This is a genomic window from Burkholderia sp. JKS000303, from assembly GCF_002563755.1.
GTDB lineage: Bacteria > Pseudomonadota > Gammaproteobacteria > Burkholderiales > Burkholderiaceae > Burkholderia > Burkholderia anthina_B.
In genome coordinates this window covers 276639-295769 of record NZ_PDBZ01000004.1, presented here as the reverse complement: position 1 = coordinate 295769, position 19131 = coordinate 276639, and the positions used below count along the sequence as shown (strand labels likewise).

The following is a 19131-nucleotide window of genomic DNA, read 5'->3' as shown; positions in this document are numbered from 1 at the left end:
ATGGCGCAACCCAAAGAAGAATGGCTACAAGCGATAGCCACGAGGTCAGAAGCGGAGATTTCTGCAGTTGAGGCAGTCCTTTCCGCCCACCGAATTCAACCATCGCCCGTACTCGCCCAGCCGCGCAGGCTTGTCCTGCAAGAGATCGAGTTTTCTGGCGAGAAGGACAACGTCGCGAACGCTGGCGCTTTCGCGTTTTCATGGACGGCCCTTGACCACGGCCTGTGGGCCATGCTCTCCGAGCACAACCTGCGGGGCAAATCAACTATCATCGAGATTGTTCGATGGATGATAAGAGGAAGACCGTCAAACAACCTGCAAGACGATGTGCGGCGATGGGTCCATGCCGTGCGGCTGGGTTTCCTCCTTGATTCAGACGAATACGAGATCGTTGCCAAGACTCAGGGAGAGCCTATCGGTAGCCTGTGCCGTATCCGCGCACCCGGTGCTATCGGAGGCGAGCCCGAGAGAACCGTTCTTGCCGACTTTGCCACCGATGGCGAGTTCGAAGCAGTCATGGCAGATTTCTTCATGCGCACGTTCGCGATGGACCCAATATCGAGCTGGCGACAGGGGAAAGAAGACGGGGGGCAGTCGGTAACACACAGTTGGGTGGCCTTCTCGGGCGCCATGTTCATCGGCACCAACTACGACGTACTTCTTGGCGACATGCCCGTCGCCACTGGCCTCACATCGCGTCTAATGCAGATGTACCTCGGCGTCCCATGGGTTTCAACACTCGCTGCCGCGAAGACCGCGCACCAGCTCGTTGAGCAAGCTGTTCAAGTTTCTGCTCGAAAAAATGAACAGGGACAAGAGGCAATCAACGCACGCATTGCAAACATTAGCGCCCAACTGGCAGAAAAGCGTGCTGAGCTAGCGAAGATTCCAAGCGATGAGGCTGTGCGCAACGCCATTAATGCCGATGCGACAGAACTCGCTGATGTTCGTCGCCAAGAGCGAGGCATGGCCGAACATGCGGAACGCGCCGTTGCTGCACTCCGAGAGCTAACCGCTGTCTACCAGGAAGAACGGCGAGACCTCCAGACGCACATGGACGCCATGTCCGCGACGGCAGTGTTCCGTCGCCTGGAACCGAAGTGCTGCCCTCGCTGCGACCACACGATTTCCAAGGCGAAGAAGGCGCTTGAGAGTTCCACGCACTCATGCTCTGTTTGCGGTGAGTCGATTACGAACTCCGAAGACGGCGAGACGATCAAGGTTGAGCTGCAGGAACGTGTTGCGGCATCCGAAGCTGCGGTAACACGTGCTTCGGCCAAGAAGGAAGAGGCGGAGAATGAATTGACCGCCCTCAGGGGGAAGATTGATCTCCTACAAGGCCGCCTTGAGTCGGCTTCCAAGGAGCTAGGTTCCGCAGTACGGCGGCAGGAGGCCGCAGTGGCCGTGGCAGTCCTGGAAGGCCGTCTGGAAGAAGCCTCGGTAAGCCCAGCTTCGCAAGCTGACGACCGAACCGGCGAACTGAAGATTCTGTCTGCTGTCGTAGCAGAAACGGAGGCTCGGGTTAAAGCGGTGCGTGACGGATTGCTCACCGATGTTTCTGCACGCTTGGTCGAGTACGCCAAGGCCTTCGGAATGGAGAATTTGTCGGAAGCATCGCTGAAGGGAAACGCAACGCTGTCGATCGTCAAAGGCGGAGTACCCACAAGCTACGGCAAGGTAACTGAGGGCGAGAAGTTGCGTTTGAAGGTAGCTACCGTGCTCGCGATGATCGAAATTGCCGAAGCGCGGGGTATTGGCCGGCACCCGGGATTGCTCATGATCGATTCGCCTGCTGCCCAAGAGGTGTCGCCCGTCGACGTGGACCACCTTGTTGCAGGGCTTCAAGCAGTTTTCACCAAGCTACCGCATTTTCAAGTGTTTGTTGCCGGTATCTCATCTAAGGCGATAACCGATCACATACCGGAAGCGAATCGCCGTGAGGTTGCCGGCAACGCCTTCCTATGGTGACTGTCATGCATCCGATCGAAGCTGAACTCATAGAGGTCGTAAAGAGCGGGCGAAACTGGCGGTTGGAAGATCTTGGCGGGATCACGAAGCTCGCGCCGGCAGCACGATCGCTCGGCCGCACACCCATGATGCCCGAATTGCTCCACCCGCTTGTGTTGGGATGGAGCGATGCCAACACGGTTGATCGAGACGCACACAAGAGCGTCCTGCATGATCTATTGGAGGAAGCGACAACTGATTTCGTACTCCTTGAGACGGTCGATATCCTCGAACATCATCGGCCGCTGCCGGACGACGGAGATGAGCTTTGCTTCATGCTCTTCCTGGCAAAGGCAGCAACCGACGACCATTCGCTGTCTGGCCTGGCGCGTAGCGCAGCACTTGATGGCGCGTTTCGCTGGGCCGGCGACAATAGGCGCTGGCAGCTTCGCTTACTGGACTTCTTCCTCGGTCTGGCGCCAGGTGACGATACGGAGTTTCTGCGACGGGCCGCCAAGATTGTCGGCGTCGCTTTTTCGCACTGGCGCGACAAAGAACTGGTCGAGGTTCTGCGTAAACTCGCCCAACTCGAAGCGGTCCGACCGGAAGCAGCGTTCGAGTTGGGGATGGCGGCTCTTGCTGAAGCTATGGACAGAGCGGACAGCAGTACGGCCGCCCCCGCTTTCCGGGAAGCCAGAGACTGGTTTGGTGAGTCCGCCGGAACCTCTGAGCACCGTCCGGAAGCCAGCTTGTACCTCGATGGCCTTGACTTGCTCCTTAGCTTCCACAGCGGTGCCGCAAGCACATCGTTCGGTACCGTGAGCACCCGCGTGCAGCAGCACGCATTCGAACTGCACGCCTGGTCCGGAGGCTCCGGCCCTCCGTGGCTGGGGGCAAGACAGGCCGAAGCTACGTGTTGGAGCGCGTTGGCCAGTGCCGTTGCGGGACTGGCCAACTCACTTGACGAACCTAGCTGGTGGGAACCGGCAGCTGTCATTGAAGTGGGGCTTCTATCTGTGTACAGCGCAGGCCGATCAATCCTGCGCCGAGATCAGCACGGCGGCGTCGAAGCAATGGTCAGACCTCGAATACGCGCGAGTCTGGCAACGCAGGCCGGACAGGCGCATCAGGTTCGCACGTGGCTCCGACAAAACGCAACCCACGAATGGGCTGCGGAAACGCGTGATCTGATTGCACAGATTGATGCTTTCATTGAACAGTCAGGCAGCCCGGAAAACCCTCCTGAGGCGGCGAACGAATGGACCTCGCTCGCCGCCATCATCGCGAGGTCCAACATCCCGGAAGAACAGAGGACCGTCCTCTTCGGTGTAGTCGCGAACGCCGTGTCTTTGCAACTTGCCAACCTGACAGGCGCCGAAGCCGATGTCATCGAGCGCTGTTGCAAGGAGGCGCGGGGACATGCCGACTACAGCGTGAACACGAACGGGGGGCGCCTATTCGACACCGTGCTTCTCTGGTTGGTCCGTTTTATTTTCAATCGCCTGGAATTAACTAAGGGCGATGACCCAACCGGCGCTTACCTCTTCGAGCGCGATGATAGTTCACTGCCTCACGAGGACGAACTACAGCAGGATTTTTTTCGCTGGGTGGCAACGTATGCCGCGGGGAGCGACCTTGAACCGACAAATATTGCGAGCGGCAGAGCCGACATACGCCTGAAATCTGGCCCCGAACGTCTCGTTGTCGAGGTGAAGCGCGAGGAAACGGACTGCTCCTTCGATGCGCTCTTCAAATCGTATTCGGCACAAACGACGGACTACCAGAACGTCAGCATCCGGTTGGGCGTACTGTTGGTGCTCGACCTGGCGACACCTAACCGCGAAGGTACTCCGCATCTAACCAGCTTGTTTGAGATGCGACACGTCCACCGCTGTGGCGAATCCCAGTCACGGCTGATCCTGATCGTCAAGGTTCCAGGCCGGCGAAAGAGGCCGAGCGACCTCACGAAGGTTGCTAAAGCCAAACGACCTTAGACAGCGAGGGGCGCATCCCGGCAGCCGAGTTCGACGCCACAATCGAGGAACGACCACTACCGCGGAACAGCATTATCCGTCGTGACAACGGTGATCGACTTCGCGCCACGGGTCAACGCCACATACAAATGTTTCGATGACATCGACTCTGCTTCCAGAATGATGGCATGGTCGTACTCAAGCCCTTTGACTAGCAGCGTCGTCCCGATGAGCTTGTTGTGACGGATCGGCCGGCCTGAATGGCGGAACTCGCGCTGGTATCGCATCGCCGCTTCTATAAGCGAGAGGCCTGGGTTGGCCTCGTGCACGCGCAACACTCCCATCATCCGGCCAAAGAGATCACGGCGGTAGGTAGTGACTTCGGGGCGGGCATGGACAAGATCAAGCAAGATGGCCATGTCCTTGCACGATCCCGTCGCCAAGTAACGATTCGCCACCTTCAGAATCTCGGGGCATTTCGTCGCCTTTGTCGCCTTCCCCTCCTGACCTTTTTTGGTTGCCGCGGTGAGCACGCCATCGACCGCGTTGCAACAGGTCTTGCAAAAATCGATCACAGACCGGAGCCGCTCGCCCGCGGACCTGGCGCTATCGATCTTTTTTATGAAACGGTGGAGATCCTTGCCTTCGACCTCCTCCAGGCTGGAAAACTTGCCGGCCATGCTTTGTGCCAGCTTATGCGTCTTGTTTTTCGATTTCTGATCACCTGAGTGGATGGCAATGACAGACGCCTGGTTCTTCAGGTGATCGTAGAACACGCTCAACCGTTTTTTATTGCCAAAGTCGTTCAAATCCACAGAGCAACGACGAACCCCATTGGGCAATTGGCCGGTGAGTGGGATCTTCTTACCCTCCACCAGAAGCGTCCTGGCCTGGTTCAGCCATTGCCCGAGTTCATCGGCCCCCGCCAGTTTCCACCGCCAAGGCGTCTTTAGTTCGCCGAGCAACTGGTAGTTGGGATAGACGGCTATACTCCAATCGATCGGCTGCTCACCGAAGTCGAAGATAGCCTGCATGGGATCGCCGAGCAGCCGGCACGGGAGCAACTTTGCCAGCGACTCCACCAGTTCATGTTGCTGGTCTGAGCAATCTTGATATTCGTCGACGTAGACTCCGCCATATGAGCACTTGATCATGTGCTGCACAAACGGTCTATTCAGCAGCGCGGCGCAGGCCCCGTAGAGTTTCCCCCAGTCCTTTCCCGTAGGGTGGTCCTTTTTCCACTTCGACGTCTTCGGGAAGTAAAGGCAGGTACGCAGCGCCCAGCTCGCGATGGTGTCGATCTGGTACTGCGCCGGCGGAATCCGCAGCAGTTGCATCTTCCGCCTGATCGCGTTCACGCCAGCATAGGTATGGGTCAGTACCAACTGGCGACGGGCAGCCGCCTGCACGGCCCTCGCGATCAGATGAGTTTTTCCGTAGCCGGCCGGGGCGATTACGTATCCCTTGCCGTTAAAGTCCGCCAAGACTTTGGGCAGATCGTCATCCATTGTCCACCCATGTGCGGAACTGCCCCAGCTTCGTCGCGAACTCCTTCTGCAGGAACGCGGCATCAGCGAACGCGGGAAAAATGGCCTGCGCCCATTGCTCTCCATACGCGACGTTCTTGAACCAATTGGACGATTTCGCGGCAGCGCCGATCGCTTTGCGCAGCTCGGCCGTGTCCTGCCATTTACCAATGTCGTCGTCGAACTGGATGTTCAATTTCGACCTGACCTGTTCGTGGACCGGAAACCCAAACTCCTTCGCAAGCTTCGCGCTCGCCAGCACCTGTTCCCAAGGCAAGTCCACCATTGCCCGCTGCTCGATCGACAGCCTATCGGCCCACATCACGACCGGTACCTCCTTCCCGTTCAGGTCGGCGGCATCCTTATCGGAGAACTGGTCCTGAGCGTCGCCATCGGCAAGGACCATGACGTCGTAGTGCAGGGCCTTGAACCCCGTCGCGAGACCCTTGACCTTGCTCGCGCCGTGCGCATCGAGTGGTGCCACCCCCAGGTACGAGAACGGTAGCTTCCCTGCAGCCGCCCAAAGATCGTCCATACCGCGCAGGAACCCCACTTCGGTCGCTCCTTCGCAGACGACCACCTTACGGGACAGGAACGCTTCCGCGCTGGAGCGGATATGACCTTGGATATTCAGTCCTTCCAGTGCGTTGCCTGCGGCCGCAACCACGCGCACGCCAGCGTTTTCCTTGCGCAGCACATACAACTGTTCCACCGTCAACTCGCGCAGCACGGTGGGAGAATGTGTCGTGAGGAAATACTGCCCCTTCCGGTCGTCGCGGATGTGCTTGATCAGGCGTGCGACCCGGTGCGGCTCCAGCCCGTACTCGACTTCATCGAACAACGTGATGTGCTGGTCCTCCAAGCCTTCCTGCTGGATACCACACAGCAGCATGCGTTTCGAGCCGAGACCCAACTGCCGCAGGGGAATGTCACCATCGTGCAAAGTCAAACCGCCGATCCGGATGCTGATCGCGTTAAGATCGAGTTGTGCCTTGTATTCGTGTCCGACCGGAACACCGAGCCCCCTCGCCACCTGCTCCGACTTGGCCGCCGCGGCATCGAACTTCTTAAGGACGAGTGCCCGTTGGCCGTCGAGCGAGCTTCTTGCCGCACGCGTCGCCTCAACGAGCGATTCGTTCAGATTTTCAGATTCGGTGATCTTCGCGAGCGCCGTTCCTGCAGCCCAACTCAGCTGTTTCTCGCTGTATGTGCCGATCAAGCCAGCGCCGACCTTGGCGCGATCGGTCGCCTTGAAGTCGACACCGTCGGGATTACGATCGGTAATGACCTTCCACTTCGGCTCCAGATCCTTTGCGATAGAGAGCCGGATACTGAGAACGTGCTCATCATCGTCATCAGGCTCATCGTTCAACTTGAACGCCGCCTTGTTCCAGCCGCGCAGATGCGCCCCGTACTTCTGCTCCGCGCAGAACTCGGGTAACAAATCTCCGATCGCGACCTCAATCTGGATCGAATCGTCGGTGTTGCACTGGTAGAAGTCGGAATCGTAGAACGCGTGATTCCACTGCGGACTAAAGGCGCAGCGGATCGCTTCCAGCACCGTCGTCTTCGTAGAATCGCCCCTGCCGATCAGGCAGAAGGTCTTCTCGTCGGGAAGATCCCATTCGAGTTGCTTGATTCCCCTGAAGTTCTGGATCTTAAGCTTTCTGATCTTCATCGCATCCCCATGCGTGCCGCACCATTACCGCGTCGGCTCCCTCCAGCCTAACGCACGCACCTTTTCTTCAATACGCCCTTCTACGCCTCAGCGAGTTTCCACGATAGCCAATGAAAGCCACCATTGCTTCGTGCGGCAGCAAACCTTGCGCGCCGAACACTCTCGGAGCCCAGTATGGAGAATAACCCGTTACAGCAAGTCAGCCGAGAAGACAGTGCTGATAAGCCGCCGCGACCTACATCCGTCCCCCTGCCCGGTTCAGACGCCTATGACGATTTCCCACAGTTTCCAAGAAGTGGTGTTTTGCCCTTTCGCCGCACCATCCGCCGCCATGAACTGCGGCAGATCGTCCCTTTGGCCGAAACGACGATTTACGAAATGGAACGCCGTGGCGAGTTTCCACGTCGCTTTAACTTGACGCCGCGCTGCGTCGTGTGGGACTTGGCCGAAGTGGAAGCGTGGATCGAGCAGCGCAAACAAGCCCCTCGCGGCGGTGTCTCGAAGCCGGATGTCCACCTACGAAAAACCCGCCCTGTTCGGGCGAGTTCGAGTAAGGAATGATGCTGGGCAGCGACTCGTATCCAAACAAGGCTTCCAGCTCCTTGGACGCCGAGCACGGCAACCGCCAGCCTTCCATCGTCATGTTGACCTGTAAAGCCACTCGCGCCACCTCCAACACGTCCGCCAGGTGCCAGATCGACGTGCTGCCCTCATGCACCAGCGCAGGAATCAACTTAACCGAAGAAAACAGCCGGGCTGACTGAGAACCGCTTGCTCAATGCCGCGATGTGATCGCGAGTCAGGTTGCGGCCTCGGCCATTGAGAATCTTCGACACCAGCGACTTGCTCCCAATCTCCGGTAGGTCGGCCACGCCCAACCCATGCTGCTCCATCAGCAACCGGAGCACGTCGACGCCGCCCAACTTCGCCACGCGCGCGTTGAATGCCGCAAACTCGTCGGATTCGTTTTCCCAGCTCTCAATGGAACGGGCCAGGATCTCGATCAGCGGGCGGTTGGCCTCGTAGTCCTCGACCAGTTCATCCATCAACGCCAGCGCCTGGGCGTAGTCGTCCGCATTGGCGATATGGCCAATGAAACCCGCCTCGTCGAACAAGGCATGGGCTCGTTCCTTGATGGCAGCAAATCCCATCTCAGTCACCCTCCTTCCGATAGCGTTTGCAAAGCTTGTCGTACCCGGCATGGGTTGCGATGTGTTTGACGTACATGCGGTTGTCGCGAAACTCGATGAAGGCAATCAGTCGAAGATTGTTGCCGCCGATGTCCAGCACCCACCACTTGTCCTTGTACTTGAAGTTGTCCAGTGACGGAAAAACCTGCCGCAGTGCCTGCGGCGTATCGAAATCGCCGGACCGCAACACCCGGTAGGTGCGGTCGATCGCTTCAGCGTCATTCGGATAAGCCTTTGCTGCGTCGCTGAACGGCTTTCTGGATATGACGTGCATATCGTTCCATGCTCACATGTAAAAGGATAGGCGGAAGTTGACTTTTTGTCAACTTCCGCCATTGAGGCGAGTCAGCCAGCTCAAACCGTCGCGCTCAACGCCGGCACCACCACGTTCTCCGGCATCAGCTTCGGCGCGTAGGGCTGTCCCTCGCCCCAGGCATCGACCATGTTGGCCCACTCTTGCAGCATGTGGCGCCGCTGCTCGGCGTACTCGGCCTTGTTGTAGACCGAGCGCGAGGAACGTCCATCCTCGTGCGCCAGGCACTTCTCGATCCAGTCGCGGTTGAAACCGATTTCGTTCAACAGCGTCGAGCCGGTGCGGCGCAGGTCATGGACGGTGAACGGTTGTAGCGGCAGCCCTTTGGTTTTTGCAGCTTCCGCCACAAGTTGCGTGACCCGATTCAAAGTCGCATTCGACATGAACCGCTCGGCATCGTAACGAGAAGGAAAAACGAACCTTGAGCCGGCCGCACAGGCGTGCAACGTGATGAAGATGTCGAGCGCCTGGCGCGACAGATAGACCACATGCGGATTGCGGCCCTTCATCCGCTGCTTCGGAATCGTCCAGGTTGCGCGCTCGAAATCGACCTCATCCCAGGTGGCCTGAATCAGTTCGCTCTTGCGCACCAGCGTCAGCAGAATCAGGCGCAGCGCCAGCTTGATGGTCGGATAGGTCGCCACCGACTCCATCTGCTGCACCATCAGCCGGATTTCCAGTGGCGACAAGGCGCGATCCTTCGGCACGAAGGTGGCGATCGAGGCTGCTCCTACGCTGTTCGCCGGGTTATCAACCTTTTCACCGTGGGTGATGGCATATACGTAGACCTGCTTCACGATGTCCCGAATCTGCACCGCCGTAGCAGGTGCCCCGCGCTCCTTGACCTTGTTGCACAAGGCCCGCAGGTCTTCGGGCTGGATTTCGGTCAGCAGGCGATTCTGGAAAACCGGCAGGATGTCCCGGTCGATGATGTGCTTGCGCATCGCGCGGGTGCTGTCGGCCAATCTTGCATTGGCCAGCCATGTCTCCATCGCCGTGCCGAAGGTCTTGATGGCGACCACCCGGCGTTTCTCGCGTTGCTTTTCGAGCGCAGGTGATATGCCCTTGAGGACGGTTTTCCGCGCGTCCAGGAGCAGTTCGCGCGCCATCGCTAGAGAAATACCGTCAGGGCCATAGCGCCCGAGGGTCAGCGTTTCCCGGCGTCCGTTGAAACGGTAATCGTAGCGGAAGGTGACGGTACCGCTGGGTGATACCGTCACGTACATCCCATCACGGTCAGAAGCCTTATAAGTCTTGGACTTAGGCTTCAAGTTACGCAGTGCAGCGTCGGTAAGCATCGAGGTTTCCTCCGGCTTTTTGACGGCTTTACCGTCAGGTTTTACCGTCAGGGATCAGGAGACCTGTTGATGCCCGGAAAGCCGCATAAAACAAGCTTTCCCGAGAAGACTTTTACCGTCAAAGACGGTAAAAGTCTGAATAGTGAACGGGAGGGTCTTAATTCGGCCTCGATTCTTACCGTCAGCTTTACCGTCAATCTGTTTTGCTGGCCGGCGATAGTCACCGATAGCTGCCGTGACGTATTTATTTAAAAATCAATACGTTACAACTGTTTTTCGATAACTGACGATAGTCCTCGAAGGACCTAAATTCACTCCCACTCGATCGTCGCCGGCGGCTTGCCCGAGATGTCGTACACCACACGGTTGATCCCGCGCACCTCGTTGATGATCCGGTTCGACGCGCGACCGAGCAGCGCATACGGCAGATGCGCCCAGTGCGCGGTCATGAAGTCGGTGGTCTGCACCGCGCGCAGCGACGTCACGTAGTCGTACGTACGGCCATCGCCCATCACGCCGACCGACTTCACCGGCAGGAACACCGCGAACGCCTGGCTCGTCAGGTCGTACCAGGTCTTGCCGACGTCGGCCTCGCCGCACAGGCCCGCTGCCGCATCCTGTGCGGTAGCGGTCGTGCCGCGCAGTTCCTCGATGAAGATCGCGTCAGCGCGGCGCAGCAGCTCCGCGTATTCGCGCTTCACTTCGCCGAGAATCCGCACGCCGAGGCCCGGGCCCGGGAACGGATGGCGGTACACCATTTCCGGCGGCAGGCCGAGCGCGACACCGAGTTCGCGCACTTCGTCCTTGAACAGGTCGCGCAGCGGCTCGAGCAGCTTCAGGCCGAGCGTTTCCGGCAGGCCGCCGACGTTGTGGTGACTCTTGATCGTCGTCGCCTTCTTCGTCTTCGTGCCGCCCGATTCGACGACGTCCGGATAGATCGTGCCCTGTGCGAGCCACTTCGCCTTCGACAGCTTCTGCGCTTCGGCCTGGAACACCTCGACAAACTCGCGGCCGATGATCTTGCGCTTCGCTTCCGGATCGGTCACGCCGGCCAGATGGCCGAGGAACTGCTCGGCTGCATCGACGTGCACGACCTTCGCATGCAGGCGGCCCTCGAACATGTCGAGCACCATCTTGCCTTCGTTCAGGCGCAGCAGGCCATGATCGACGAACACGCAGGTCAGCTGGTCGCCGATCGCGCGGTGGATCAGCGCAGCGGCCACGCTCGAGTCGACACCGCCGGACAGGCCGAGAATCACTTCCTCGTCACCGACCTGCTCGCGAATCTTCGCGACGGCTTCCTCGATGTGGTTCTTCATGATCCAGTCGGGCTTCGCGCCGGCGATCTTCAGCACGAAGCGTTCAATGATCTGGCGACCCTTCACCGTGTGCGTGACTTCCGGGTGGAACTGCACCGCGTAGTAGCCGCGCGCTTCGTCGGCCATGCCGGCGATCGGGCAGCTCGGCGTCGACGCCATCAGCGCGAAGCCCGGCGGCAGCTCGGCAACCTTGTCGCCGTGGCTCATCCACACCTTCAGCATGCCGTGGCCTTCGGCCGTCGTGAAATCCTCGATGCCGTCGAGCAGGCGCGTATGGCTGTGCGCACGCATTTCCGCGTAGCCGAATTCGCGATGATCGCTCCACTCGACCTTGCCGCCGAGCTGGACAGCCATCGTCTGCATGCCGTAGCAAATACCGAGCACCGGCACGCCGAGATCCCACACGGCCTGCGGCGCGCGCAGTTGGTGGTCTTCATAGGTGCTGGCGTGGCTGCCCGACAGGATCACCGCCTTCGGCGCGAACTCGCGGACGAAGTCGTCGGACACGTCGTTCGGGTGGATTTCGCAGTAGACGTGCGCTTCGCGCACGCGGCGTGCGATCAGTTGGGTGACTTGCGAACCGAAGTCGAGAATCAGGATTTTGTCGTGCATGGCTGCGGACGGGATGAAGAGAATAAGAAAAGCAGCGCATGAAGCGCTGCGTCAAAAGCATGGACAGCGGCGTCGGGCGGCAGGCGGCTCACGCGACGCATCGCCGGTCAATCCTGCGACGGCGGGCGCGCGTCGAATGCGACGCTGCCTGACGCGTGGTCGGTTGCGGCCGACGTGCCTGCCGCGGCCGGCGCCGAAGGCGCCACCGGACGGCTGACGACCGGCTCGACACGCTGCGGCACGGGCGCCGGCTCGACCGGACCCTTCGCGGCCCGTGCCTCGAGCGCCTGCGCTTTCTCGCGCCGGCGCACGGCCGATGCGAGCCGCACGCCGCCGAGGCCGAGCACGATCAGTGCGACGCCGGCCACCGCCGACAGCACCCTGCCGGCAGCAGCGAGCGCGGGACCGTTACCGGTGCCGATCGACCACACGACCGTCAGCACGCCGATCAGCCAGTTCACATGGCCGACCGCACGTGCGACCGGCGCCGTGAGTTCGCCGTTGACCGCTGCGTGCAACGCGAGCCACGCGAGCCCGAGCAGCGCGATGCCGAACGCCTGGCCGAGCATCGCCGGCTGGATGTTCGCCAGCTGCAACGCGTTGAAAAGCGCCTGCCAGGGCGTCAGCACGAACAGCACGCCGAACGCCAGCAGCAGCACGGCATCAATGATCAGCACGGCTCGCAGCAGCGGTTTCATCGGCGATCAGTCCACGTGGTAGTTCGGTGCTTCCTTCGTGATCTGCACGTCGTGCACGTGCGACTCGCGCATGCCGGCCGCGGTGATCTGGACGAATTCGGCCTTGTCATGCAGCTCGTCGATCGTCTTGCAGCCGCAGTAGCCCATGCTCGCGCGCACGCCACCAACCAGCTGGAACAGGATCGCGTTGACCGAGCCCTTGTAGGCGACGCGGCCTTCGATGCCTTCCGGCACGAGCTTGTCGATGTTCGCCGAGTTGTCCTGGAAGTAGCGGTCTGCCGCGCCGTCCTTCATCGCACCGACCGAACCCATGCCGCGGTACGACTTGTACTGACGGCCTTGATACAGGAACACGTCGCCCGGCGCCTCTTCGGTGCCCGCGAACATGCTGCCCATCATCACGGCGTTCGCGCCGGCCGCGAGGGCCTTCGACACGTCGCCCGAGAAACGCACGCCGCCGTCGGCAATGCACGGCACGCCGGTACCCTTCAGCGCTTCCGATACGTTCGCGATCGCGCTGATCTGCGGCACGCCGACGCCTGCGACAATCCGCGTCGTGCAGATCGAGCCCGGGCCGATACCGACCTTGACCGCGTCCGCGCCGTATTCGACGAGCGCCTTCGCGGCGGCTGCCGTCGCGATGTTGCCGCCGATCACTTCGACGTGCGGGAAGTTCTGCTTGACCCAGCGCACGCGCTCGAGCACGCCCTTGCTGTGGCCGTGCGCGGTGTCGACGACGATCACGTCGACGCCTGCCTGCACGAGCAGCTCGACGCGCTCTTCGTTGTCGGGGCCGACGCCGACTGCCGCGCCTGCGCGCAGCTTGCCGTGTTCGTCCTTGCACGCATCCGGGTGTTCGGTCTGCTTGGTGATGTCCTTGACGGTCATCAGGCCGCGCAGTTCGAACGCCTCGTTGACGACCAGCACGCGCTCGAGGCGGTGGCTGTGCATCAGCGCCTTCGCTTCGGCGAGCGGCGTGCCTTCCTTGACCGTGACGAGACGATCGCGCGGCGTCATGATCGACTTGACGGGTTCGTCGAGGCGCGTTTCAAAACGCAGGTCGCGGTTCGTGACGATACCGACGAGCTGCGGGCCTTCGACGACCGGGAAGCCCGAGATGCCATGCTGGCGCGACAGCGCGATCACGTCGCGCACCTTCATCTGCGGCGGGACCGTGATCGGGTCGCGGACGACGCCCGATTCGAAACGCTTGACCTTCGCGACCTCGCGGGCCTGCTCGGCCGGCGTGAGGTTCTTGTGGACGATACCCACACCACCCTGCTGCGCCATCGCGATCGCGAGGCGACCTTCGGTGACCGTGTCCATCGCGGCGGACACGAGCGGCATGTTCAGGGAGATGTTGCGGGTCAGCTTGGTTTTCAGGCTGGTATCGCGCGGGAGAACGTCGGAAAAGGCGGGAACGAGGAGCACGTCATCGAAAGTGAGTGCTTTTTGGATCAGACGCATGGCAAATCCTATGGGCGCAAAAGCGAATTATACGCGAAGCGCTGCGAATTTTCACAACACGAACAACGGGTTAGCCGTCTTCCGGCGTTCGGGGGCCGAATCGTTCGGATCGCCGTTCGGTTCGTTTTCGATCGCCTTTCGTTTCACCCCGGCATCGGCCCATTCGCGCAACCGGTCGCCACCGGGCCGCAACCGGGCCGATTTCATGCCGCGGGCGGCCCACGCGGCGTTGGCGGCAACGCATCCGCCGTCCTTTCGGCGCGACGAAGCCGCCCTCACCCTAACCTTGAACCATCCCGGCCGCACACAGGGTCATCGTCAGCCCGGCGCCGATCGCGATACCGCCGACGATCATCCGCACAATGCGTTCACCACCGGCCGGTACCAGTCGCTCGGCGGCGATCGCCACCGTCACGACGGTCATCACGCGCAGATCCATCACACCCGTCGCCAGTGCCGCGGCCATCAGGTTCCCGCAGCAGGCGCCGCAGCGCAGCGCGGCCCGCACGCCATGCCGCCACGCGGCGGCGGCCCCCGGCCGCCCGGCATCTCCGGCAACCGGCGCGTGCCGGCAGCAGGCGAGCCGCCGCGCTTTCCATGCCGAACACTGCAGCACACCCGCGCCGAACACGACCAGGCCGGTGACGAACGGCATCGCAACTGCGAGCGCGGGCAGTCGCCGCGCGGCAGCCGCCAACGTATCGCCAGCAGGAAACACCACCCCGCCAACCGCCATCCACACCGAAAAATACCCGGCGCCCGAGATCGCGACGAGCCATGCGCCGCGGGCCGATGTCATCACACGAATGCCCTGCCGATACCGCCAGAGTACCGGCGCCAGCACCGGCAGCATCATCGCCACGGTCATCGCGCCCCACATGCTGGCAAACGCCGCGAAGGCGCGCCCTGCACGCCATCCGCACGGCCTCGCCCATCCCGCCGACAAGGCCCGGCCACCCGACACCGGCATGCCGCCCATCGCGTCCATCGACGCATGCTGCGCGAGCATCGCCCACACGGCGGCGGCGAACACTGCGGCAAGCACAGCGCCGAACACCCGCCAGCCAGCGTCTGCCGCATCCGTCGCAGCTGGCTTCGTCGCTCGCATCATCGCCGCCTCCGGTGGTAGCCGCCTCACGCTCAACCGCGCGCGTACTCGTCGTGACGGCGCCACCACGGGCCCGTCTCGTTGCGCCCGAGCGGCGCGCGATCGAGCCACTGGCACATCCTCCACAGCCCGTCGAGTCCGCGCGCATAGGTCGAATACGTGTGGTAAACAACGCCGTCTTCGCGCACGAACGCGCTCATCCCCGGCCGGTCGAGCGAGTACGTGGCCGCATCGGTGCCGCAGGTCGCCGCGAACTGCACGACGGCGGCCGGCGGCGGCGCCATGTCCATCGCATGCCCGGCACGCGCATAGTTGTATTCGACGTCGCCCGTGCGCTGCTGCGTTTCGGTGAACGACACGTTGAAGTCGAAGTTGAAATCGTTGCCGACCGACGACGCCCACGGGAACGTCCATCCCATCCGCCGCCGGTACGCGAGCAGCTTCGCGAGCGGCGCGCGCGACACCGCCGCAAGCGTCACGTCATGGTTCGCGAGATGGATCGCAAAGCCGTCGAAGCCGTCGGCGAGCGCCGAGCACGACGGGCAACCCGCCTTGTAGTCGGGGCCGTACATGAAATGATAGACAAGCAGTTGCGAGCGGCCGCCGAACAGGTCGGCGAGCGTCGCCTGCCCGTCCTCGGTGTCGAACCGGTAGGTCTTGTCGACACGCACCCACGGCAGCGCCTGGCGCTGCCGCGCGAGTTCGTCGCTTTGCCGCGTCAGCGCCTTTTCAGCATCGAGCAGCGCCCTGCGCGCCGCCAGCCATTCGGCACGCGTTCCGGTGAGATGGTTCGTCATCGTGGGTTCTCCTTTCGAAATCCGACAGGTATCCGGGCACGGCACATCGGGCCGTGTGCGTGGTGTTAGATTAGGGCCGGGCTTCGGATCGCAGGGAGTGACAACTGTGTCGGGATTCGGATGGATTCGCTGATTACGGCCGCCGCGCGCGCGCTCGCGGCGGGCGACCCGCTCGGCGCGCTGAACCGTGTCGCGCTGCGCGACGATGCGCCGGCGCTCGCATTGCGGGGCATCGCGATGGCGCAGCTCGGCGATCTCGAACGCGCGCGCATGCTCGTGCGTGGCGCGGCACGCGCATTCGGCACGAAGGAAGCCGTCGCGCGGGCACGCTGCATCGTCGCGGAAGCCGAGATCGCGCTGGCGTCGCGCGACCTCGGCTGGCCGTCGCGCGCACTCGACGCCGCCTGTGCGACGCTCGACGCGCACGGCGACCGCACGAACGCCGCACACGCGCGCTATCTCGGCGTGCGCCGGCTGCTGCTGATCGGGCACATCGACGATGCCGAGCGGCGGCTCGCGAGCCTCGATCCCGCATCGCTGCCGGCCGCGTCGCGCGCGGCCCACGAACTGATCGCGGCAGGCATCGCGATGCGCCGCATCCGCCCGCACGCGGCTCGCGCGGCGCTCCATCGGGCCCGCGCGGCCGCGCAGGACGCCGACATCGCCGCGCTGACGGCCGAAGTCGACACCGCCGCGCGCGTGCTCGATACGCCGGCCGCGCGACTCATCGCGCGCGGCGCATCGCGGCTCGTGCTGCTCGACGAGGTCGAGGCGCTGCTGGAATCGAACACGCTGATCGTCGATGCATGCCGTTACACCGTGCGCGACGCGCGCACGACCGTGTCGCTCGCGCGCCGCCCGGTGCTGTTCGTGCTCGCCCGCGCGCTGGGTGAAGCGTGGCCCGCCGACGTATCGCGACACGCGCTCGTCGCCGCGGCGTTTCGCGCGAAGCACGCGGACGAATCGCATCGCGCGCGGCTGCGCGTCGAGATCGGCCGGCTGCGCGCCATGCTGCGACCGCTCGCGAACATCACCGCGACACCCGATGGCTTCGCGCTCGAGCCGCTCGGCGTACGCGAGACCGTCGTGCTCGCGCGCCCGCTCGACGACCGCCACGCGGCCGTGCTCGCGCTGCTCGCGGACGGCGAGGCATGGTCGAGCTCGGCACTGGCGCTCGCACTCGGCGCGAGCCAGCGCACCGTGCAGCGCGCGCTCGATGCACTCGCCGACGTGGGCAAGGTACAGGCACTCGGCCGCGGTCGCGCACGCCGCTGGATGACACCGCCGCTGCCCGGATTCGCGACGACCTTGTTACTCCCTGCGCCGCTGCCGGGAGACTAGGATGGGTGCACCGAACGACGAGGTGACAGACATGAAACGCTCCAAGGCAGACATCATTCACGAATACGGCCCGTTCCCCGGCGGCGACGGCGTGCACGGCGTCACGTTCGACGGGCAGCACGTGTGGTTTGCATCCGGCGACAAGCTGAACGCACTCGATCCGGAACGCGGCACGACCGTGCGCGCGCTCGACGTCGCCGGGCATGCCGGCACGGCGTTCGACGGCCGCCACCTGTTCCAGATCGTAGAAGACCGCATCGAGAAGATCGACCCGGACTCGGGCCGCATACTCGCGACGATTCCCGCGCCCGGCGGCGGCGCCGATTCCGGGCTCGCATGGGCCGAAGGCACGCTGTGGGTCGGCCAGTACCGCGAGCGCAAGATTCATCAGGTGGATCCGCAATCGGGCGCCGTGCTGCGCACGATCGAATCGAACCGCTTCGTCACCGGCGTGACGTGGGTCGACGGCGAACTGTGGCACGGCACGTGGGAAGCCGACGAGAGCGCGCTGCGGCGGATCGATCCGCGCACGGGACAGGTACTCGAACAGGTCGACATGCCGCCCGGCATCGGCGTGTCGGGGCTGGAATCCGACGGCCGCGACACGTTCTACTGCGGCGGCGGCAACAGCGGCAAGCTGCGCACCGTGCGACGCCCCGCTCGGGCACACGCGGCCGGTGACGGTGCGACGGCGGCCGAGCCGGTCGAGCGCTGATCTGTGGGCTGCCGACCCGACCCGCCGCGATCCCCCCGGGCAAACAGGACCGGATCGCGGCCGCCTCGCACCCCATCCCGAGTGCAGGAATGAACAAGACGCAGTCGCGCCGGCATCGTTAAGATGCGCGCTCGTCAGTCATTTGTTCGGAGCAGTCGATGCAGCGCGGTGTAGTGTATGGCGTCCTCGCGGGCGCGTTGTGGGGCATGGTATTTCTCGTTCCGCGCCTGATGACCGACTTCTCGCCGCTGCTGCTGAGTGCCGGCCGCTATGCCATGTACGGTCTCGTGTCGCTGGCGGCCGCGCTGCCCGCGGCCCGTTCGCTGCTCGCGCGACTGACCCGCGAGGACCTCGTCGCACTCACGAAGCTCGCGTTGATCGGCAACCTCGCGTACTACATGCTGCTGTCCACCGCCGTGCACCTGATCGGCATCGCACCCGCGTCGCTGATCATCGGCGTGCTGCCCGTGACCGTCACGCTCGTGGGCCTCGGCGACCACGGCGCGGTCCCGCTGCGGCGCCTCGCCGCCCCGCTCGCGCTGGTGATCGCCGGCATCGTCTGCATCAACGTCGACCTCTTCACGTCGGAAGCCGCACAGGCAACGACGCTCGGCCAGAAGCTCGCCGGCATCGCGTGCGCCAGCGGCGCGCTCGCGAGCTGGACCTGGTACGCGGTCGCGAACGCGCGCTACCTGCAGCGCCACCATCATTTCAGCGGCAACGAGTGGTCGGTGCTGTGGGGTGTCGTGACCGGCGTGATCGGCGGCCTCTGCTGGGTCGCGATCCTCGCACTGCCGTCCGGCACGGTGCAGGCGGCCGTCCCGGCGTCGCGCTGGCAGCTGTTCTGGGTGCTGAACCTCACGCTCGCGATCGGCGCATCGTGGCTCGGCAACGGGCTGTGGAACGCGGCGTCGAAGCGGCTGCCGCTCACGCTGTCGGGCCAGCTGATCGTGTTCGAAACCGTGTTCGCAATGCTCTACGCGTTTGTCTACGACCACCGGATGCCGCGCACGCTCGAGATCGCGGCGCTCGCGCTGCTGCTGGCAGGCGTCTACGGGTCGGTGCGCCGGCACAGCGACACGCCCGCCGGTGGCAACACGACCGGCGGCGCTACCGTGAGCGCGAACAGCGCGGCCCACTGAGCGCGGC

General features: G+C 63.0%; 16 protein-coding genes and 1 pseudogene. 6 read left to right on the top strand and 11 right to left on the bottom strand.

Features of this window, described 5'->3' with window-relative positions:
- Both BX604_RS34585 and BX604_RS39250 read left to right on the top strand, forming a co-directional pair.
- Positions 1-1968, top strand: coding sequence for a large ATP-binding protein (locus tag BX604_RS34585; RefSeq protein WP_098555842.1), 1968 nt, complete (start codon positions 1-3; stop codon positions 1966-1968).
- 5 nt (positions 1969-1973) lie between these two features.
- A complete protein-coding gene (locus BX604_RS39250) occupies positions 1974-3941 on the top strand; it encodes a hypothetical protein (RefSeq protein ID WP_179894942.1) in 1968 nt (655 codons plus the stop codon).
- Between the two features lie 56 nt (positions 3942-3997).
- Here BX604_RS39250 and BX604_RS34570 read toward each other — a convergent pair whose 3' ends face one another.
- Both BX604_RS34570 and BX604_RS34565 read right to left on the bottom strand, forming a co-directional pair.
- Entirely contained in the window at positions 3998-5428 is a 1431-nt protein-coding gene (locus BX604_RS34570) for a UvrD-helicase domain-containing protein (protein WP_098555839.1), read from the bottom strand.
- Positions 5421-7124 (bottom strand): ATP-dependent nuclease, encoded by a 1704-nt coding sequence (locus BX604_RS34565; RefSeq protein WP_098555836.1) that lies wholly within the window; start codon positions 7122-7124, stop codon positions 5421-5423. The genes BX604_RS34570 and BX604_RS34565 overlap by 8 nt, the downstream gene beginning before the upstream one ends.
- Before the next feature lie 174 nt (positions 7125-7298).
- On the opposite strand from BX604_RS34565, the gene BX604_RS34560 reads away from it, so the two are divergent.
- A complete protein-coding gene (locus BX604_RS34560; RefSeq protein WP_098555833.1) occupies positions 7299-7685 on the top strand; it encodes a helix-turn-helix transcriptional regulator in 387 nt (128 codons plus the stop codon).
- Between the two features lie 19 nt (positions 7686-7704).
- Here the strand turns inward: BX604_RS34560 and BX604_RS40090 are convergent.
- From BX604_RS40090 to BX604_RS34515, 9 genes and pseudogenes are all read right to left on the bottom strand, one after another.
- Positions 7705-7851 (bottom strand): annotated as a pseudogene (locus BX604_RS40090) (DNA-binding protein); the annotation flags it as partial.
- Positions 7852-7858: 7 nt separating this feature from the next.
- Positions 7859-8275, bottom strand: a complete 417-nt coding sequence (locus BX604_RS34550; RefSeq protein WP_079499827.1) for a helix-turn-helix domain-containing protein — start codon at positions 8273-8275, stop codon at positions 7859-7861.
- 1 nt (position 8276) lies between these two features.
- Complete coding sequence (locus BX604_RS34545) at positions 8277-8588, bottom strand: type II toxin-antitoxin system HigB family toxin (RefSeq protein WP_098555830.1); 312 nt, start codon at positions 8586-8588, stop codon at positions 8277-8279.
- Between the two features lie 80 nt (positions 8589-8668).
- A complete protein-coding gene (locus BX604_RS34540) occupies positions 8669-9925 on the bottom strand; it encodes a tyrosine-type recombinase/integrase (RefSeq protein ID WP_098555827.1) in 1257 nt (418 codons plus the stop codon).
- Positions 9926-10236: 311 nt separating this feature from the next.
- On the bottom strand, positions 10237-11856 hold the full coding sequence (gene guaA / locus BX604_RS34535; RefSeq protein ID WP_098555824.1) for a glutamine-hydrolyzing GMP synthase: 1620 nt from the start codon (positions 11854-11856) through the stop codon (positions 10237-10239).
- 107 nt (positions 11857-11963) lie between these two features.
- Positions 11964-12554 carry a hypothetical protein gene (locus tag BX604_RS34530; protein WP_098555821.1) on the bottom strand — a complete coding sequence of 197 codons (591 nt, stop codon included), beginning with the start codon at positions 12552-12554 and terminating at the stop codon, positions 11964-11966.
- Between the two features lie 6 nt (positions 12555-12560).
- Positions 12561-14021, bottom strand: coding sequence for an IMP dehydrogenase (gene guaB / locus BX604_RS34525; RefSeq protein ID WP_098555818.1), 1461 nt, complete (start codon positions 14019-14021; stop codon positions 12561-12563).
- Positions 14022-14301: 280 nt separating this feature from the next.
- Positions 14302-15132: a DUF2182 domain-containing protein gene (locus BX604_RS34520; RefSeq protein WP_098555813.1), complete on the bottom strand. Its 831-nt coding sequence runs from the start codon at positions 15130-15132 to the stop codon at positions 14302-14304.
- 29 nt (positions 15133-15161) lie between these two features.
- Complete coding sequence (locus BX604_RS34515) at positions 15162-15926, bottom strand: DUF899 domain-containing protein (RefSeq protein WP_098555812.1); 765 nt, start codon at positions 15924-15926, stop codon at positions 15162-15164.
- Between the two features lie 120 nt (positions 15927-16046).
- Here BX604_RS34515 and BX604_RS34510 point away from each other — a divergent pair, with 120 nt between their 5' ends.
- From BX604_RS34510 to BX604_RS34500, 3 genes are all read left to right on the top strand, one after another.
- Positions 16047-17267, top strand: a complete 1221-nt coding sequence (locus tag BX604_RS34510; protein ID WP_098555810.1) for a helix-turn-helix domain-containing protein — start codon at positions 16047-16049, stop codon at positions 17265-17267.
- 31 nt (positions 17268-17298) lie between these two features.
- Positions 17299-17982: a Vgb family protein gene (locus BX604_RS34505; protein WP_098556559.1), complete on the top strand. Its 684-nt coding sequence runs from the start codon at positions 17299-17301 to the stop codon at positions 17980-17982.
- Between the two features lie 158 nt (positions 17983-18140).
- Positions 18141-19124 (top strand): DMT family transporter, encoded by a 984-nt coding sequence (locus tag BX604_RS34500; protein ID WP_098555808.1) that lies wholly within the window; start codon positions 18141-18143, stop codon positions 19122-19124.
- The last annotated feature ends 7 nt before the right edge of the window (positions 19125-19131 follow it).